Source organism: Chryseobacterium sp. 6424, from assembly GCF_003692615.1.
Taxonomy (GTDB): domain Bacteria; phylum Bacteroidota; class Bacteroidia; order Flavobacteriales; family Weeksellaceae; genus Kaistella.
Genome location: NZ_CP023540.1, coordinates 2142734 through 2158884, shown reverse-complemented (window position 1 = coordinate 2158884; position 16151 = coordinate 2142734). Strand labels below are relative to the sequence as shown.

Below are 16151 nucleotides of genomic sequence, written 5' to 3'. Positions count from 1 at the left end.
TTATTTGATGGTTTTACTGAGTTCCAGCATCGCTTCGATGGGTTTCAGGGCTTTCAGGCGCAATTCTTCTTCTATGATGATTTCCGGGAGTTCATACTTCATACACAGGTAAAGTTTTTCCAGCGTGTTTCTCTTCATGTAAAAACACTCCGAGCAGTTACAACTTTCATCAAAAACCAGCGCCGGAATCAGTTCTTTATGCGGCGCGCGCTTTTTCATTTCGTGCAGAATACCTTCCTCTGTGGCTACAATAAATTTCTGTGTATCATCTTTTTCTACATAATTCAGCAGCGCTGAGGTAGAGCCTATAAAATGTGCCAAGTCGAGTACCGCAGCTTCGCTTTCTGGGTGCGCGATTAGTTTGGCATCGGGGTTTTCGGCAAGCTGGCGTGCAATGCGCTCCATCGAAAAAGCTTCATGTACGATACAGCTTCCGTCCCATAGGATCATGTCGCGGCCAGTGGTTTTGGATAAGTAGCGGCCAAGGTTTTTGTCTGGCGCGAAGATGATCGGGCGGTCTTCCGGCAACGCTTTTATGATGGTTTCAGCGTTTGAGCTGGTGACAATGATATCGCTCTCGGCTTTAGTCTCGGCATTACAGTTGATATAGGTAGCTACCAGTGCATTTGGGTGCTGCGCGCGCATGGCACGCAGGCCTTCGCCACTGCAACCATCGGCCAGTGAACAGCCGGCTTGGGTATCTGGTAATACAACTTTTTTAGTGGGATTCAGGATCTTAGCCGCTTCAGCCATGAAATGTACACCACAGAACGCAATCATATCGGCATCGGTATCCTTTGCCTGCCTTGCCAATTGCAGCGAGTCGCCCAGGAAGTCAGCAATGTCCTGTATCGCTGGCAGCTGATAATAATGAGCGAGAATGACCGCATTTTTTTCTTTCTTTAAATCAAGAATGGCCTGTACCAGCGCTTCGCCTTGTGGGATCACAAGGTCATCAATTTTCAGAAATCCGCGTACCGGAAGATTGGCTTTGGCTTTATCTAATGTTTCTGTACTCATTTACTAAAATATTGTGGATTTGAATGTATAAATGTATAATTAAAATTCTGAATAAACTTTTCGCCCGAGACAATACGTGGGGGTTCCTTTGCGCTGCCCTGGTCTAAAGACAAAATCTCGGCCAGGGTAGGATGTACGGGCGCTACGAGGTTGAAGATTTCAGCATGCACCTCTGCGTACAATATTTTTACTACTGCCTGTATGATGTCTTCATAATGGATGTGATTGGCGGCTTTCCCGGGATCCTGCGGAGTGCTATTCCTGAAAAAATTACCCAGATTGCGCCCATCACCCATCAGGCCGCCGAGTCGAAGGATGTTGGTTTTTGGGTATTTCTGGAGCACGGTTTGTTCAGAAAGTACCAGATCATTTCGCAGGTTGTCTTTATATTCTTCTGTATATATGCCGCTTTGCTGCGGATAGATGCCTGTAGAACTGAAAAAGATACTTTTAGGGAAATCTGTATTCAGTTGCTGAAAGCCGTGGTGCCAATCGTTGCGCGCGGCCGGCATACTGAAGATAACAGCATCCATAGCATCAAGAAATGAAAGATCCGCCGTAAGCCCAAATCTTAACAAATGAGCTTCAGAGGAGATTTTCTGCAATCTTGGCAGTTTTTCGGCTAAAGTCGTTGTGGTGATGGTATAAAAACCTTGCGCCGACAGATATTTTGCCAGACGCTCCCCAAGCCAGCCACAACCGATAATCGCTACTTTCATGAATTTAAGAAGCCTTCGACAAGCGCTTTGATGGCGTTTTTAGCTTCATCAAGATCGTTGTTGACGATGGTTTTATCAAACGATGGCGAAAAAGCCATTTCTTCGGCGGCTTTTTCAACACGGGTTCGGATGGTTTCGGTGTCATCGGTAGCGCGGGAAATTAGTCGGCGCTCGAGCTCTGCTACAGATGGCGGCATGATGAAGACAGAAAGCGCCTGTGTGCCGAAATATTCTTTGAGTGAAATGCCACCCTTTACATCCACATCGAAGATGACGGTCTTGCCACTTTGCCAGATTTTTTCCACCTCAGACTTCAGCGTGCCGTAATATTTATCGGTGTACACCTCTTCATATTCAACAAAAGCGCTTTCAGTGATTTTCTGCCGGAATTCTTCTGGGCTGATAAAATGATAGTCGATACCATCCTGTTCGGTGCCGCGTGGGTGCCTTGTGGTGCACGAAACTGAAAACTGCAGTTGCGGAAAGGTTTCAAGACAGTATTTTACCAAAGTGGTTTTTCCGCTGCCCGAAGGTGCTGAGAAGATGAGGACTTTATTCATGATTCGCGGTATTCCTGAAGTTTTTTGTTGGGTTACAGTACGTTTAGGGTTTGTTCTTTGATTTTTTCGAGGTCATCCTTCATCATCACTACCAGTTTCTGTATTTCGGCATGGTTAGCTTTGGAGCCCAGGGTGTTGATTTCGCGCCCGATTTCCTGCGAAATGAAGCCCAGCTTTTTACCGTTGTTGTTTTCATTTTTCATGACTTCGGTATAGTATTTCAGGTGTTGGGTAAGGCGTACTTTTTCTTCAGAAATATCCAGTTTTTCGGTGTAGTAAGCCATTTCCTGATAGAATCTTGTTTCATCAATCTGCTTAAACTCCTTTAATGTGCTTAGGTAGCGCTCTTTCACCGCCTCCAGCCGCACACCTTCGTAGGGCTGCACCATGGTAAGATACGTTTCGATGTTGTGGATGTTGCGTTTCAGTTCCTCGTGCAGGATTTGGCCTTCGGTCTGTCGGAAGTCCTCAAATTTACCAAGCGCCTCGTCCACCAGTTTTTGCAGGAACAGCCATTCTTCTTCACCCAGTTCTTCCTGTTTGGTAGAAATGACGTCGGGCATACGGACCGCCATTTTCAGATACTCGAAATCGGGGCCGTCGGCGGCAAGGTTCTTAAGTTCGTTCATGTAGGTGCGCACCAGTTCGTGGTTGATGTGGGCTTCAGCGGTATCGTTCAGTGTCTCGAGGTTGATGTAGCAATCTACTTTACCACGCAAAATGCGTTCATTCAATATTTTGCGGATTTCAAATTCCTTCTCTTTGTACCGAACGGGCATTTTGATATTGAGATCGAAGGATTTACTGTTAAGAGACTTCAGGTCGAGGGTGATCTTTTTGCCTTCGAAAACGCCTTCGCTTCTGCCGAAGCCAGTCATGGATAAAATCATGAGTGTATATTAGGCTGCAAAGATACTGTTTTCGGATATTGTGTTCAAAGTCTGCTGGCGATATATGTATGTAGATATTCCTCTGAAGGGAGCTGATGTTCAGAATACTGAAAGATGAAGTTTACGAAACGCCCGAAAAGATTATTTTATATATTTGCAAAGCTATTATTAAAGATGAATAAATATGCTTAAATCGCTTTTCCACTGGAAAGTTCTGTTAAATATCCTTTTGGCAGCCGCAGTTTTTACAGGACTTGTTTGGCTTACTTTCCGTTGGTTAGAGCTTCATACCAACCATGGCAAAGAAATCCCAGTACCTAATGTCATTAATAAATCGGTGCATGACGCTATTAAAGTCCTGGATGATTCTGGTCTGGATTATGAAGTAGACAGTTTTAAATTCGATCCTAAATACCGCCCGTTTCAGGTGTTGCAGATATATCCTTCGCCAGGTTCCCGCGTAAAAGACGGCCGTACGATTATGCTAAGGGTAAATCCCAGGACTTATGCTAAAGTTTCGGTCCCTGATGTTTTAGACAGGTATAAAGGTTTGGCGTTCAGGCAATTAGAGCAGGTTGGACTGAAGGTTGGTGACACCATCTATGAACCAAGCATACAAAGAGATGCCGTGCTGCGCATGACCTATAACGGTACTGTACTGAAACCTGGTACGCTGCTCCCAAGGTTTGCTAGCATCGGTCTGGTGATTGGCGCAGGGCCGAAAAGAAACATCAATGTACCCAATTTAGTAGGGCTTACCGTTCAGCAGGCAAAAGCCATCATCGCGCAGAATCTCTTTGAAGTGGGCCTTGTAGAAAGCGAAGATGGTAAGCAGGACGAGTCTGATATCGTGTACTACCAAGATCCGGCACCTTACGATGTACGGGATCAGGGGATGCAGATAGATATTTGGTCGAGTAAGAAAACACCCGCGGAAATGGGAACGAAGATTAAACAGTTGAACTCCATATACCGTATAAAACTCGAAGAAGTGGATCCGAGTCTCGAAGAGCCTTTTTACACTGAACCTGCGCCGAGAACATTACCACAGGAACAGCCAAAAGCCGAAACTCCCAAACCGGAGCCTGCCAGATCCGAAGCAAAACCTACGACCGACAATAGGCCCAAAATCACTACCGGTACTCCGCCGGCAAAAGCCACTACGCCGGCCACAGCCCCAGCTGAAAAGCCAAAAGCCAAAAAAGTAGTGGTAGAATAACAAAACAATTAAATACCCGAGCTTCAGCAGAAAGTTGAAGCTTTTTTTTAACGCATGAGCGAGGATCAGGAAGATTTTTTAGATGAAGAATTGCTGGGGCAGGAGGTAAATGAAAGTGAAGCCGCCGAGCTTTTTGAACATCTCAGCATTAAAGTAGACCCGAAGCAGCAGCTTTTGCGGATTGATAAATTCCTGCACATCTTCCGCCAGAACTCCACACGCAACAAAATCTCCCAGGCTTGCCGCGCAGGTAACGTAGTAGTAAATGGCAAACCGGTAAAACAAAATTATCGCGTAAAGCCAGGCGACCAAATCTCTGTATTGCTGGCAAGGCCACCACGCGAGAACGTGATTATTCCGCAGGATATCCCGATTGATATTGTGTATGAAGATGAAGACCTCATCGTGGTCGATAAGGCACCAGGCATGGTTGTACATCCCGGCCATGGCAATTGGGACGGTACATTGGTGAACGCGCTGGCTTTTCATTTCGAAAAAAACGGACAAAAATCTGACCTTGACCGTGTAGGCCTTGTGCACCGTATTGATAAGGATACTTCAGGGCTATTGGTGATTGCCAAAACCGAATATGCGCTAAGCTATCTTGCAAAACAATTCTTCGACCGAAAGACCAAACGATTATATTGGGCATTTGTATGGGGGAATATGGCAGATGACCACGGCACGATTACCGGAAACATCGGTCGCGACTTGAAAAACCGGATGCAAATGGCGGTCTTTGAAGACGGCAGCCTAGGCAAACATGCAGTCACGCATTATAAGGTCATTGAAAGATTTAAATATATGACTTGGGTAGAATGTAAACTCGAGACTGGGCGTACACACCAAATCCGTGCGCACTTCCGACACATTGGGCACACGCTCTTTAATGATTCAAGATATGAGGGTGACCAAATCCTGAAAGGGGTGAATTTACCCAAATACCGGCAGTTCATTAAAAATGTATTCGAGGTGTTGCCCCGACAGGCCCTGCATGCACATACCCTAGGTTTTATTCATCCAACCACTAAGAAGGAAATGTATTTTGAAAGCCCGATGCCGCGGGATATGGAAGCTGCAGTGCAAAAATGGCGGAGCTATCTTGCGCCACAATCACAGTGAAAAGTTTGCTATATTTGCAGAATATTTTATCTTTTTTCAATCACATTATGAGGAAATTAGCCGCCTTATTATTCATATTTCTCTTCCTGGGTTTTTATAAAAGTCAGGAGACACTGCCCTTTTATCAGCAGTATTTGATGGAGGGGGATTTCCTCTTCAATCCTGCGCAATATGGTAAGACGGATGATGTTGTGCTGAATCTTAACTATCAGAAACAGTTCTCACAGTTCGATCAGTCCCCCAACGTGCAGTCTATTGGTATTCATGCCAATGTGTTCGACAGGGTAGGTGCGGGACTCAGCTTTTTCAGGGACCAGAATGGGCCGGTGTCATCTAATGGGATTACAGGCGGCGCGTCTTATTTTATTCCGATTGATGATGATGGTGAGCGCAGCAGCCAGTTTTCTTTCGGGACATCCGTTAGTCTCTATAACATGAATATTAATCTGGCTAAACTAAATCCACAAGATCCCGGTGATCCCACACTTGCAGAAGGCAATAACAGTATTTTCTTGGCATACGCCAATTTAGGGCTGGCCGTAACTTACCGTGGGCTTTTCGGCAGCATTTCGGTGAATGACATTGCCATTACCAACGATATCCCGATCGTAAACGGCATCGAGCCTGAACCTACCAAGTATATCTTTAACGCAGGCTATAATTTTTACCTAAGTGAGCAATTCTATATAAGCCCTTCGGTGATGATGAACCTAAATACAAATTCGGCAAAGATTTATGATTTCAACCTGATGGCTACCGCCGGAGATGAAGACGCTTCCTTCTCTGCGGGTGCAAGTTTCCGTACGGGTAACAACAAATATGGCAACCAAAACCTCGGCATCTCACCGGTCATTACCGCAAAAGTGAATGATTTTTTCTTTGGGGCTACCTATAATTTCGGCCTTTCGGATATCCAACAATTTGCCGGCAACAGTTTTATGCTCAGCGTTGGTTATAATTTAGAGAATTTCATCAATACGCGGGGCTTCCGATATTAATATTCAGCGATTACAAGGCATCGGCGACGGTTTCTATTGATGATTTACCTCCACATCCCGTTCTGCAGACAGAAATGCAGTTACTGTAACTTCCACTTCTCTACTTCTTTAAGTGCTAAAGAAGACATGCTGGCTGCACTGAAAAAAGAATTACAACTACGCAAAGATGAGCTGAAGGACAAGAACTTAAAATCCCTGTATTTCGGTGGTGGGACTCCCTCTCTGTTGAATGCAGATGAGCTGAAATCCTTAACCGATGAGGTCTTAAGACACTTTACATTTTCATCCGATATTGAAGTTACCTTGGAAGCCAACCCCGACGATCTCGACGCCCATTTTCTGAAGGGACTTTCCGGCAGTGTATTTAATAGGCTTTCTATTGGTACGCAAAGTTTTTTCGATGATGATTTAAAGTTAATGAATCGCGCGCACAACGCCTCAGAGGCAGAAAGCTCCATCAAACGTGCGCAGGATTTTGGGTTTGAGAACATCAGCATCGACCTTATTTACGGATCACCCACTTCCGATATGCTGCTTTGGAAAGAAAATCTGCGGAAGACTGTGGCATTGCAGGTTCCGCATGTTTCAGCGTATGCGCTTACCGTAGAGCCCAAGACAGCATTAAGCAGTTGGATTGACCAGAAAAAAATAAAACCACCCAAAGAGACAGAGCAGACTGAAGAGTTCTACTATCTTTCGGCTTTCCTGAAAGACCAGGGTTTCGACCATTATGAGATTTCAAATTTTGGGAAGCCCGGCTTTCATTCACGCCATAATTCAGCATACTGGCAGGGTAAGGAATATTTGGGAATCGGCCCGTCCGCACATTCCTACAACGGTGAACGCCAAAGAAGCTGGAACATCGCCAACAACCGGCGTTATATAGACGCTTTGGGCAATAACCAATTGCTTTCTGAAACCGAAATCCTCACAGAGAAGGACCGGTTAAATGAATTGCTAATGATTGGCCTGCGCACCACCCGTGGAATAGAGCTTTCTGTGTTGCAAAACCAATTCAGTACCCATATCCTACAGCAGTTACAGCCCGAAATAAACAAGAAATTACAGGAAGGTACACTTACAGAAGAAAATGGCTTTCTGAAAATCCCTGCCGAACATTGGTTTCTGGCTGATGGTATTGCCTCAGACCTGTTTATTGTAGATTAGCAACCGTATGGTAGCGAAATTCCGATTGTTTTTAGGCCTTTTGCCGCTTCATAATGCTTATTTTTGCATTAAATTTTTTGCCCTTTGAAAAAAACATTGCAGGATTTTAGCCACTTAAAACCCGATCAGCCTATAGGTATCTTCGATTCCGGTGTGGGCGGACTTACTGTGGCGAAGGAAATTAAACGCCTGCTCCCTAACGAAAACCTGATTTATTTCGGCGATACCAAACACCTGCCGTATGGTGATAAATCCCGCGAAGCCATTATAGGATACTGCACCAAAATTACGCGTTTCCTGCTCGAGAAGAACTGCAAAGCCATCGTCATAGCCTGTAACTCGGCCACGGCAAATGCTTTAAAAGAAGTAATGGAAGAAACGGCAGGTAAAGTCCCTGTCATTGATGTCATAAATCCCGTCGCGGAGAAAGTAGCGTATGAAATACATAACAATGTTGGCGTAATCGCTACAAAAGCCACGGTAAACTCAGGGCTTTACCGAAAAACCATCCGCAAGCACAATAAATTTATCAAAGTAGATGAGTTGGCAACTCCGCTGCTGGTGCCGGCCATTGAAGAAGGTTTTAAAAACCATCCAATCACACATTCTATCATTTATAATTACCTGAGTAATAATAAATTAAAGAATATAGAGACGTTAATTTTGGGGTGTACACATTATCCGTTACTAATAAATGAAATCCGCCAGTATTATGGCAACCGCGTACGGGTGATTGATTCGCCGGGGATTGTGGCTAACCAGCTTAGGATGATCTTAGACCGTAACCAGTTGCTTAACGGTAAAAACCCGCAGCCCAGTTATCAGTTTTACCTTTCGGATCTTACCAAAAACTTCGAAAAAATCTCAAAGAAATTCTTCGGAAACAGCATCGATCTGAAATTAGAGGTGTTGTAGATAAAAAAAGCCTTCCACATAATGTGAAAGGCTTTTGTGCTTAATTTTCCTCGGTAATTTCAGCAGTCTGTTCTTCATTGGCTCTAAAGAATGAGAAGCTTACGTTGCCGTATTTTCGGGTGTCCAGCAGGTTAGGATGTTCAAATTTTACGCGGCTTTGATGCTCTAGGATAAAGATGCCGTGTGGTTTTAAATAAGGGTTATTAAGAACCATTGAAATAAGTTCCTGATACTTTTTTTCTTCGGTAGAAAATGGCGGGTCGGCAATCACCAGATCGTACATTTTCCGGTTTCGGTTTTTCTTCAGATAATCATACACATCACCGCGCTGTACATTTACCTGAAGCGCCATATCCAGCATGGCTGCTGTACTGCCGATAAAGGCAGCGTGCCGCGGATTCATCTCCACAGCAGTAATGTCTTCGCAGCCGCGCGAAGCAAACTCCAGCGACAGGGAGCCGATGCCCGCGAATAAGTCGAGCACGGAGCCGGAACTGATGTCGATATTAAAACGGTTTTCGATAATGCTGAAAAGTGCTTCTTTCGCAAAATCAGTCGTAGGCCTGACCTCAAAGTTTTTGGGGGCGGCAATTCGTTTGGATTTCCATCTTCCGGAGATAATTCGGTACATATAGTGGTGCGGGTTCTTTAAGGTTATTTCTGTTCCATCATGAAGTTTCGCTTCGGGATGTTATCATATACAATTTTCAGATGTTTCACGAATTTGCGGAGTTCTGAAATAAAGGTTTCGTTCTCGGTAGTTTCGCCATAGACTAAAAACTGCGTTTCATGCGTGCCAAAACCAATCTTACTTAAAGTGAACATGATGAAATACAAAAAGTCAACCTCTGAATTTACATCGAGATTATTATAAAGCACCAGCTTCTTACGGTCGAGCGCAATAAACTCACATTGGTGATGATACAGGTTGATGTGGATTTCCTTTTGGTTCTTCGCTGTAATGCTGTTAAGGAATTTCTCGCCTGAAAAATTGAAATTCGCCGGGATCTTCAGTTCCTTTATTGTTCGGTAAAGCGTTTTCGGGAAGGTGTAATAAAACTGTACGCCATATTTTTTGTTCACCGAAAGCATCAGTTCCTCTTCTTCTTTTACGACAGGCGCGTTGAGGGCAATAAGGTCATACCCCAGTTCATGCTCTGCAAAACCCATGGGCATCAGCGTAAAGTGGTTCAGTGCCGAAATGACGGAGATGTGACCCGCATTTCCACTTTTTAAGACCCTAAGAAGTTTTTCTTCAATAAAATCAGCAGGCGAATGTTCATCGGCAAAATTTGCCTGTTCTTCCGTAACTGTTTTGTTTTTCAGGAGTTGATACTGTAAACCGTCTTTGGTAAAAAGCAGCGAAAGTTTTTGCATAATGATAACGTGTGGGCAAATTTACTAAAAAAATGTCAGCCTTTTCAGGCCGTGTGTTGTGTGACGATTTGTGTAAATGTTTAACTTTACTTAAAATAAACAAGATGCGAAAACTCCTGTCATTATTTTTCCTTTTCGGTATCATCACGCTCTCTGCACAGCAGGTAACGTTCGTTAAAAAAGTTGTGGAAGCTTCCTGCGGGCAATGCCAGTTCAAGATGAAGGATAAGAAAGGCTGCGACCTGGCAATACGTACCGGCGGAAAAAGCTACTTTGTTGACGGGACGAAAATCGACGATCATGGGGATGCGCATGCCACCCACGGTTTTTGTAATACCGTTCGGCAGGCAGAAGTTAGCGGCACTGTACAAAACGGCGTATTTGTCGCGACCTATTTCCGGCTGCTGCCACTTGATACAAAGAAACCTTAATAAAAATTATTTAAAAGAGACCAAAACGCTCCCTTTTTGATGGAAGAAGAAATCGTGGTCATCGAAATCAAGCCCGACTTGGCTTGCCAGATAGTCGTGTACCATCCGTTGCAGCACGCCGTCGCCGATGCCATGTATGATCTCGAGCTTTTTCAGGTTGTTTTTCCTGCAAAACTCCAGCGTTTCCACCAGCTTTTCTTTCTGCATAAATAACCGTTCCATGGGATTGTATGCCGAGGGATCCGTGACCATGTTCTCAAAATGAAGATCCAACACCAGATGTTTACGCTGATGTTTTTTTGAAGCGGGTTTTGCAGGTTCGGTTTTTCTTACAGTATGGATGTTTTCGTAAATCGAAGCATTATAGACCACCAGTTTATCTTTTGGAAAACGGTGGGTGAAACCATAAGCGTCCCGAAAGATTGCGTCATCATCATGTACGGAAGTTACAATCCCTTTCAGGTTGTCGTCGATTACCGATACTGTGTCGCCAATTTTCATCTGTGTAAACTTCTGCGGCGAAATTACTTAAAATTATATTACACACGCACATATTCCAGAAAGGGAGGATCGCTTTCGGGCAGTTTTTTCTTCGTGAAAAATTCCGTATGTTTGAAAGACAGAAGATCATCATTGAATAAACTGAAACCCAAAAGATTTTAATCATTTCCTGATGTTTTTCGGAGAGAATTTACATTAAATTACCCTTTAAATCGTATTTATATGGACCCAATATTTGACCTGATTGAGCAGGAAAGACTCCGCCAGACACACGGCATAGAACTAATAGCGTCAGAAAATTTTGTTTCTGATAGCGTAATGAAATCCATGGGAAGTGTCCTTACCAACAAATATGCGGAAGGATACCCCGGCAGAAGATATTACGGAGGGTGCGAAGTAGTGGATGAGGTAGAAACGCTGGCAATTGAAAGAGCTAAGCAACTTTTCGGGGCGGCTTATGCCAATGTTCAGCCACATTCCGGCTCGCAGGCCAACGCAGCGGTGTATCTTTCGGTGCTGAAACCGGGCGACAAAATCCTGGGACTTGATCTTTCGATGGGCGGGCATCTAACGCACGGTTCCGCGGTTAATTTCTCAGGGATTCAATACGAAGCGCATTTCTATGGCGTAGACCGCGAAAGTGGACTTATCGATTATGAAGCCATGCGCCAAAAAGCGCTGGAAGTGAAACCTAAGATGCTGATTGCCGGTTATTCCGCTTATTCCCGCGATCTCGATTTTAAGAAATTCCGTGAAGTCGCTGATGAAATTGGTGCAACTTTATGGGCAGACATCGCTCATCCCGCAGGGCTTATTGCCAAAGGCTTACTTAGTTCACCGTTTGAACATTGCCATATAGTGACCACCACCACCCATAAAACCCTGCGCGGACCGCGTGGCGGACTTATTATGATGGGGCAGGATTTTGAAAATACTTACGGGCACAAAACCCCGAAAGGCGACATCAAAATGATGAGTGCGGTACTCGACAGCGCAGTGTTCCCCGGAATACAGGGCGGCCCGCTGGAGCATGTAATCGCCGCAAAGGCTGTGGCCTTCGGCGAAGCACTTGATGATCGCTTCACTACGTATGCAAAACAGGTGGTGGCCAATGCCAAGGCGCTGGCTAAAGCAATGATCACCAACGGATTCGACATTGTAAGCGGTGGTACGGATAATCACCTGATGCTTGTTGACCTGCGCAATAAAAACGTAAACGGAAAAGAAACCGAAAAAGCCCTTGTAAAAGCGGATATTACGTGTAACAAAAACATGGTGCCTTTTGATGATAAGTCGGCATTCACCACTTCCGGTATTCGTTTAGGTACTGCCGCAATTACTACCCGCGGCCTTGTAGAGAGCGATATGGAAACCATTGCCGGTCTGATAAACGATGTTGTAATGAACCTTAAAAATGAGGATGTGCTCGCCGATGTGCGGAAAAAAGTGAATGAACTGATGGATAGAAGACCACTTTTTCAATACTAAATTTATAGAGATCAATAAAATAATCCCCTGCTACAATACCTGTGGCAGGGGATTTTAATAGAAAATTACTCAGGTAATCCTTATTTTATTACTAGATTTTACCCACTGTTTTTTTTGGCAAGATGGACACGGGCTTGCGGGTCCTGATGTTTTTTCTTCTGTATAACCACAGAAGGTGCAGGAGTAATGTGCAGCTTTGTCAATATAGGTGAGCGGATTATCAAGAGAGTTCAGCATGATGGGTAAGCCATATCGGGTTTCCTCAGGCGGATAATAGAAAACACTTACTTCGCCCGATGTTTCTTCGATGGCGGTTTCTATCTGTCCCAACTGTGAGATTCCTTTAAGCCTAAGTTCGGAGAAAAATTCTTCGCTGCCCAGATTTTCTTTCTTAAAATTATCAATCGTAAAAACACCTTTTTCAATCAGGCAGATCGATTTACCCTCCACCAAATCCTCAAATTTTTTAGATTTTGCCACCCAAAAAGTAATAAGGGCATAAAAACCTATGATGATTACAAATACCAGAAGCGAAAACACGATTCCTACTTCTTTGTAAAACATCGGGTCGCCCGCGGCAGAGCCCAATCCAATGATCACCACAAGCTCGAAGACCGAAAGTTGCTTTACGCCCCGCTTGCCCAACAATCTGAGGGCAATGACGATGATCAGGAACATCAGTACCGTGCGTACCGCTACCTGCGAAAGAAAATCAGTTTCCTCGGCACCCCATAATATTTCCTGCCAGTAAGAATTTAATAACACAAGAATACCCATAGCTAAATTAATGATGAATGTTCCCAGTGGTTAGCAGTAAACGTACCAATTAAAGAATACGACCGCGGCTTTTAATTAATGATAGGTAATTCCCTAAAATCTGCTCAAGATACCCCAATGGATTTTGGTGTCGCTAAATTTTATTGGGTTGCCGAATTCGTTACCATTAGAGATTTGAAAACTCATCAAACCAATCGGCAGATAGAAGTTGAACCCGAGCCCGATACTGTATAATCTTGGTTTTAAAGACAGACTTTTATTATTGAGTTGTCCGTACTGCCCGAAAACATCGAAGAAGGCCTGTTCGCCCACCAAGTAGCGGTATTCGGCGGTGCCAAAGTAATAGAAATCGGACAGCAAAGCGTCTTCATTAAACCCACGAAACGAATCCCAGCCACCGAAACGCAGTAATTCATTGTTAGCCAAGGTTCCCTTCGTATCCATCAGCGCTGTTTCGCCTCTTAGATTAAGATAATGGTTCCCAGAGACATGAAAGTTCCTTTCACCAGAAAAAAAGAGGCGTCGTTGCGTAGTGTTGTGCGCTGTGTCTGCGTATTTTGTGGTGATAAAATCAACTTCAGCATGTATTTTTGTTTTGTGCAGAAACAGCTCCACCTCAGTGGGTTCTGTATAACTGTACCACATGCCAATGCCCTTCTTATTATAATCGCGGCCCTGTGTGTAGAGGCTGTCGAGAACAGCGGATGTTTCTAAAGTGGCACGCAGTCCCAGTTTCTGGCGGTTGCCTACATGTAGATACACGCCCGGCAGAAACTTTACGTTCGCAAATGTGGAGTCTTGCCTGTAAATATTTACGTTTACATTGAGGCCGATATTCGATTTAAACAGGTAAGGAACATCTGTGCTGAGGTCAAAAGTCTGGCCTTTATTAGGATTTCTTTGCCAAAAAACATGGATGGTTTCGAAGCCATTAAACATATTCCTGAAGTTTACATTTAGGCTGCCGTTGAACGAAAACTTTTTGTCTTTATCATTACCGAAACCAATGATTCCGTCAAAAGAATTGGATTTTCGCTTCTGCAGAAACAAGAAAATCTGTGTAGAATCTTTGGTGAACAGCGTGTGTGGCGGCTTTTCGAGCGAAATAAAAGGGTGATTCTGCAAAAATTGCTGAATCTGCAGCAGATTTTGCTCCTGATACATTCTTCCTGTAAATTCTTTTTCGAGGTTTCTGATAAAACGCCGCGGCACTTTCTCGTAGCCTCGGATTTCAAAACCGGTGATTTTGCGCTGCTCACCCGTCACAGCGGTGATTTCTACTTTTGGGATTCCGTTTTGATGGCCAATATATTTCGACCTGATCCTGTTAAAGGCAAAGCCACGCTCACGATATTTGGTGTGGAAGGTATTTTTCAGTGAGTCGATGTTCTTGGTGAAAAATTCAGGCAGTAACTGAAAATCTCGGCGCAGCGTCTCATCCGGCATTACATACGCTTCATTGTAATTACGGCCTTTATCGAAAATTATTTCGATGCGTTGCCCACTTTGTCTTACCTCTTTTACTTGTGTAAAGTAATAACTGTTCTGTGCCAGAGAATCCAGAAATTTGGTGGCCGCCACAGAGTCGCTTACTTTCGTTTGGTTGCCGGTTTGCAGATCCTTGAGCCAATATTCGCGCTGCTGTGCCTTGTAAAGACAGCTTAGGAGGAGCATTATGCAGAATATATATCTCAATAGTTGTATTAACTGAAATTACAGGAGTTTATTTTAAGCAAAGTCGTTACAGCGACCATAAAGTGGCTGCCAGCGTAAGACAATTAAATTCTTTATCTTTACGGGCGCATAAATTTATATAAATATTGCGGTTTTCCGGTACTTATGAAGGAAGTGGGATTGTTTTTCGGGAGTTTTAATCCAATTCATATTGGTCATCTTATTTTGGCGAATTACATTCTCGAAAATTCTGATATGGAAGAGTTGTGGTTCGTGGTGAGCCCGCATAACCCCTTTAAGGAAAAAAAATCCTTACTCAGCGATCATAACAGGCTCGACATGGTGCAGCTGGCACTTAAAAATTATCCAAAAATGCGTGCCTCCAATGTGGAATTTGCGTTGCCGAAACCCAGCTATACGATAGATACGCTTACTTACCTTAGAGAAAGATATCCGGATTATTCATTTGCCCTGATAATGGGAGAAGACAATCTTGAAAATCTCGGGAAGTGGAAAAATGCCGAAACCTTAGTGAAAAATCACCACATCATCGTATATCCTAGGGTTTTCACCAGGTCAGAATCCCCAGATGAGTTTCAGCGGCACAAAAACATTTCATTGGTAAAAGCCCCGGTTATTGAAATTTCAGCCACTGAAATCCGCGCGATGATAAAAGCCGGCAAAAACGTGCGACCCATGCTGCCACCGGAAGTATTTGAATATCTAGATGGCAGTGCCTTTTACAAATAAACGAACGTTATGAATGTAATTGATAATTTTTTTGCAAAATATCCTGAAGAGAAAATCATCCGTTGGTTCCGGCAAGTCTGTAAGGCCGAAGCCATCTCTTGGTTTTTCCTTTTTACGGCGATGATCTGGATTCGCTATGACCGCGAAGGGCTGTTGCCCACCATTTATATCATCATCATGGGGAATATCCATGGATTGTTCTTCACGCTTTACCTGCTGATGGTGCTACCCGCAAGAAAGATCTTTAAGTGGGATGACGAGGATTTCGTATTCGCGCTTATTGCGGCTTTTTTCCCTTTTGCTACAATTTGGATCGATAAAAAGCTTGCGCGGTTCGATAGGCAATGATTACAGGAATAAATTTTATGAGTGGATGAGAAGTCCACTTTTTTTATGCCTGTATGTAACGTAGCTATAAAGTAGATTGTCTTAATTATCAAGAAGTATAAATAATTAAAAATTAATCATCAGTAAATCAATATGTTAAATATTTAAACAAAATTATTTTACTACTTTGTATTGCATAATACTAAAAATATAATA

General features: G+C 43.7%; 18 protein-coding genes. 9 read left to right on the top strand and 9 right to left on the bottom strand.

Annotation, left to right across the window (positions count from 1 at the left end):
- From nadA to CO230_RS10105, 4 genes are read right to left on the bottom strand one after another with little or no spacing between them, the layout of a single operon-like run.
- Nucleotides 1-1020: a quinolinate synthase NadA gene (nadA, locus tag CO230_RS10120; protein WP_122028487.1), complete on the bottom strand. Its 1020-nt coding sequence runs from the start codon at nt 1018-1020 to the stop codon at nt 1-3.
- Nucleotides 1017-1739, bottom strand: coding sequence for a hypothetical protein (locus tag CO230_RS10115; RefSeq protein ID WP_122028486.1), 723 nt, complete (start codon nt 1737-1739; stop codon nt 1017-1019). The genes nadA and CO230_RS10115 overlap by 4 nt, the downstream gene beginning before the upstream one ends.
- Complete coding sequence (gene gmk, locus CO230_RS10110) at nt 1736-2299, bottom strand: guanylate kinase (protein ID WP_122028485.1); 564 nt, start codon at nt 2297-2299, stop codon at nt 1736-1738. The genes CO230_RS10115 and gmk overlap by 4 nt, the downstream gene beginning before the upstream one ends.
- 32 nt (nt 2300-2331) lie before the next feature.
- Nucleotides 2332-3189: a YicC family protein gene (locus CO230_RS10105; protein WP_122028484.1), complete on the bottom strand. Its 858-nt coding sequence runs from the start codon at nt 3187-3189 to the stop codon at nt 2332-2334.
- 184 nt (nt 3190-3373) lie between these two features.
- On the opposite strand from CO230_RS10105, the gene CO230_RS10100 reads away from it, so the two are divergent.
- From CO230_RS10100 to murI, 5 genes are all read left to right on the top strand, one after another.
- A complete protein-coding gene (locus CO230_RS10100; RefSeq protein WP_122028483.1) occupies nt 3374-4408 on the top strand; it encodes a PASTA domain-containing protein in 1035 nt (344 codons plus the stop codon).
- A gap of 54 nt (nt 4409-4462) precedes the next feature.
- Nucleotides 4463-5530, top strand: a complete 1068-nt coding sequence (locus CO230_RS10095; protein ID WP_122028482.1) for an RluA family pseudouridine synthase — start codon at nt 4463-4465, stop codon at nt 5528-5530.
- Between the two features lie 47 nt (nt 5531-5577).
- Complete coding sequence (locus CO230_RS10090; RefSeq protein WP_185140491.1) at nt 5578-6528, top strand: type IX secretion system membrane protein PorP/SprF; 951 nt, start codon at nt 5578-5580, stop codon at nt 6526-6528.
- A 39-nt stretch (nt 6529-6567) separates the two neighbouring features.
- The gene (gene hemW / locus CO230_RS10085) at nt 6568-7695 is read left to right on the top strand and encodes a radical SAM family heme chaperone HemW (protein WP_122028481.1); all 1128 of its coding nucleotides are present in this window, start codon (nt 6568-6570) and stop codon (nt 7693-7695) included.
- Nucleotides 7696-7779: 84 nt separating this feature from the next.
- The gene (gene murI / locus CO230_RS10080) at nt 7780-8610 is read left to right on the top strand and encodes a glutamate racemase (protein ID WP_122028480.1); all 831 of its coding nucleotides are present in this window, start codon (nt 7780-7782) and stop codon (nt 8608-8610) included.
- A 40-nt stretch (nt 8611-8650) separates the two neighbouring features.
- Here murI and CO230_RS10075 read toward each other — a convergent pair whose 3' ends face one another.
- Both CO230_RS10075 and CO230_RS10070 read right to left on the bottom strand, forming a co-directional pair.
- Nucleotides 8651-9241: an RsmD family RNA methyltransferase gene (locus tag CO230_RS10075; protein ID WP_122028479.1), complete on the bottom strand. Its 591-nt coding sequence runs from the start codon at nt 9239-9241 to the stop codon at nt 8651-8653.
- Nucleotides 9242-9264: 23 nt separating this feature from the next.
- On the bottom strand, nt 9265-9987 hold the full coding sequence (locus CO230_RS10070) for a DUF3822 family protein (protein WP_122028478.1): 723 nt from the start codon (nt 9985-9987) through the stop codon (nt 9265-9267).
- Nucleotides 9988-10091: 104 nt separating this feature from the next.
- Between CO230_RS10070 and CO230_RS10065 the strand changes: the two genes are divergently transcribed.
- Nucleotides 10092-10418, top strand: a complete 327-nt coding sequence (locus CO230_RS10065) for a DUF6370 family protein (RefSeq protein ID WP_122028477.1) — start codon at nt 10092-10094, stop codon at nt 10416-10418.
- Between the two features lie 6 nt (nt 10419-10424).
- Here CO230_RS10065 and CO230_RS10060 read toward each other — a convergent pair whose 3' ends face one another.
- Nucleotides 10425-10919 carry a Smr/MutS family protein gene (locus tag CO230_RS10060; protein ID WP_122028476.1) on the bottom strand — a complete coding sequence of 165 codons (495 nt, stop codon included), beginning with the start codon at nt 10917-10919 and terminating at the stop codon, nt 10425-10427.
- 222 nt (nt 10920-11141) lie between these two features.
- On the opposite strand from CO230_RS10060, the gene glyA reads away from it, so the two are divergent.
- Complete coding sequence (glyA, locus tag CO230_RS10055; protein ID WP_122028475.1) at nt 11142-12407, top strand: serine hydroxymethyltransferase; 1266 nt, start codon at nt 11142-11144, stop codon at nt 12405-12407.
- Between the two features lie 69 nt (nt 12408-12476).
- Here the strand turns inward: glyA and CO230_RS10050 are convergent, their stop codons facing one another.
- On the bottom strand, nt 12477-13184 hold the full coding sequence (locus tag CO230_RS10050; protein WP_122028474.1) for a DUF421 domain-containing protein: 708 nt from the start codon (nt 13182-13184) through the stop codon (nt 12477-12479).
- 93 nt (nt 13185-13277) lie between these two features.
- On the bottom strand, nt 13278-14858 hold the full coding sequence (locus CO230_RS10045) for a hypothetical protein (RefSeq protein ID WP_122028473.1): 1581 nt from the start codon (nt 14856-14858) through the stop codon (nt 13278-13280).
- Between the two features lie 165 nt (nt 14859-15023).
- Between CO230_RS10045 and nadD the strand changes: the two genes are divergently transcribed.
- The gene (nadD, locus tag CO230_RS10040) at nt 15024-15608 is read left to right on the top strand and encodes a nicotinate (nicotinamide) nucleotide adenylyltransferase (protein WP_122028472.1); all 585 of its coding nucleotides are present in this window, start codon (nt 15024-15026) and stop codon (nt 15606-15608) included.
- Nucleotides 15609-15617: 9 nt separating this feature from the next.
- Entirely contained in the window at nt 15618-15956 is a 339-nt protein-coding gene (locus CO230_RS10035; RefSeq protein WP_122028471.1) for a DUF3817 domain-containing protein, read from the top strand.
- Nucleotides 15957-16151: the final 195 nt, after the last annotated feature.

Coding starts and splice junctions, on each gene's coding strand:
- CO230_RS10075 (WP_122028479.1), bottom strand. CDS start 9,241: ATGTACCGAATTATCTCCGGAAGATGGAAATCCAAACGAATTGCCGCC.
- CO230_RS10035 (WP_122028471.1), top strand. CDS start 15,618: ATGAATGTAATTGATAATTTTTTTGCAAAATATCCTGAAGAGAAAATC.
- CO230_RS10050 (WP_122028474.1), bottom strand. CDS start 13,184: ATGGGTATTCTTGTGTTATTAAATTCTTACTGGCAGGAAATATTATGG.
- CO230_RS10070 (WP_122028478.1), bottom strand. CDS start 9,987: ATGCAAAAACTTTCGCTGCTTTTTACCAAAGACGGTTTACAGTATCAA.
- CO230_RS10105 (WP_122028484.1), bottom strand. CDS start 3,189: ATGATTTTATCCATGACTGGCTTCGGCAGAAGCGAAGGCGTTTTCGAA.
- CO230_RS10045 (WP_122028473.1), bottom strand. CDS start 14,858: ATGCTCCTCCTAAGCTGTCTTTACAAGGCACAGCAGCGCGAATATTGG.
- CO230_RS10090 (WP_185140491.1), top strand. CDS start 5,578: ATGAGGAAATTAGCCGCCTTATTATTCATATTTCTCTTCCTGGGTTTT.
- CO230_RS10095 (WP_122028482.1), top strand. CDS start 4,463: ATGAGCGAGGATCAGGAAGATTTTTTAGATGAAGAATTGCTGGGGCAG.
- nadD (WP_122028472.1), top strand. CDS start 15,024: ATGAAGGAAGTGGGATTGTTTTTCGGGAGTTTTAATCCAATTCATATT.
- CO230_RS10100 (WP_122028483.1), top strand. CDS start 3,374: ATGCTTAAATCGCTTTTCCACTGGAAAGTTCTGTTAAATATCCTTTTG.
- hemW (WP_122028481.1), top strand. CDS start 6,568: ATGATTTACCTCCACATCCCGTTCTGCAGACAGAAATGCAGTTACTGT.
- CO230_RS10060 (WP_122028476.1), bottom strand. CDS start 10,919: ATGAAAATTGGCGACACAGTATCGGTAATCGACGACAACCTGAAAGGG.
- CO230_RS10065 (WP_122028477.1), top strand. CDS start 10,092: ATGCGAAAACTCCTGTCATTATTTTTCCTTTTCGGTATCATCACGCTC.
- gmk (WP_122028485.1), bottom strand. CDS start 2,299: ATGAATAAAGTCCTCATCTTCTCAGCACCTTCGGGCAGCGGAAAAACC.
- nadA (WP_122028487.1), bottom strand. CDS start 1,020: ATGAGTACAGAAACATTAGATAAAGCCAAAGCCAATCTTCCGGTACGC.
- glyA (WP_122028475.1), top strand. CDS start 11,142: ATGGACCCAATATTTGACCTGATTGAGCAGGAAAGACTCCGCCAGACA.
- CO230_RS10115 (WP_122028486.1), bottom strand. CDS start 1,739: ATGAAAGTAGCGATTATCGGTTGTGGCTGGCTTGGGGAGCGTCTGGCA.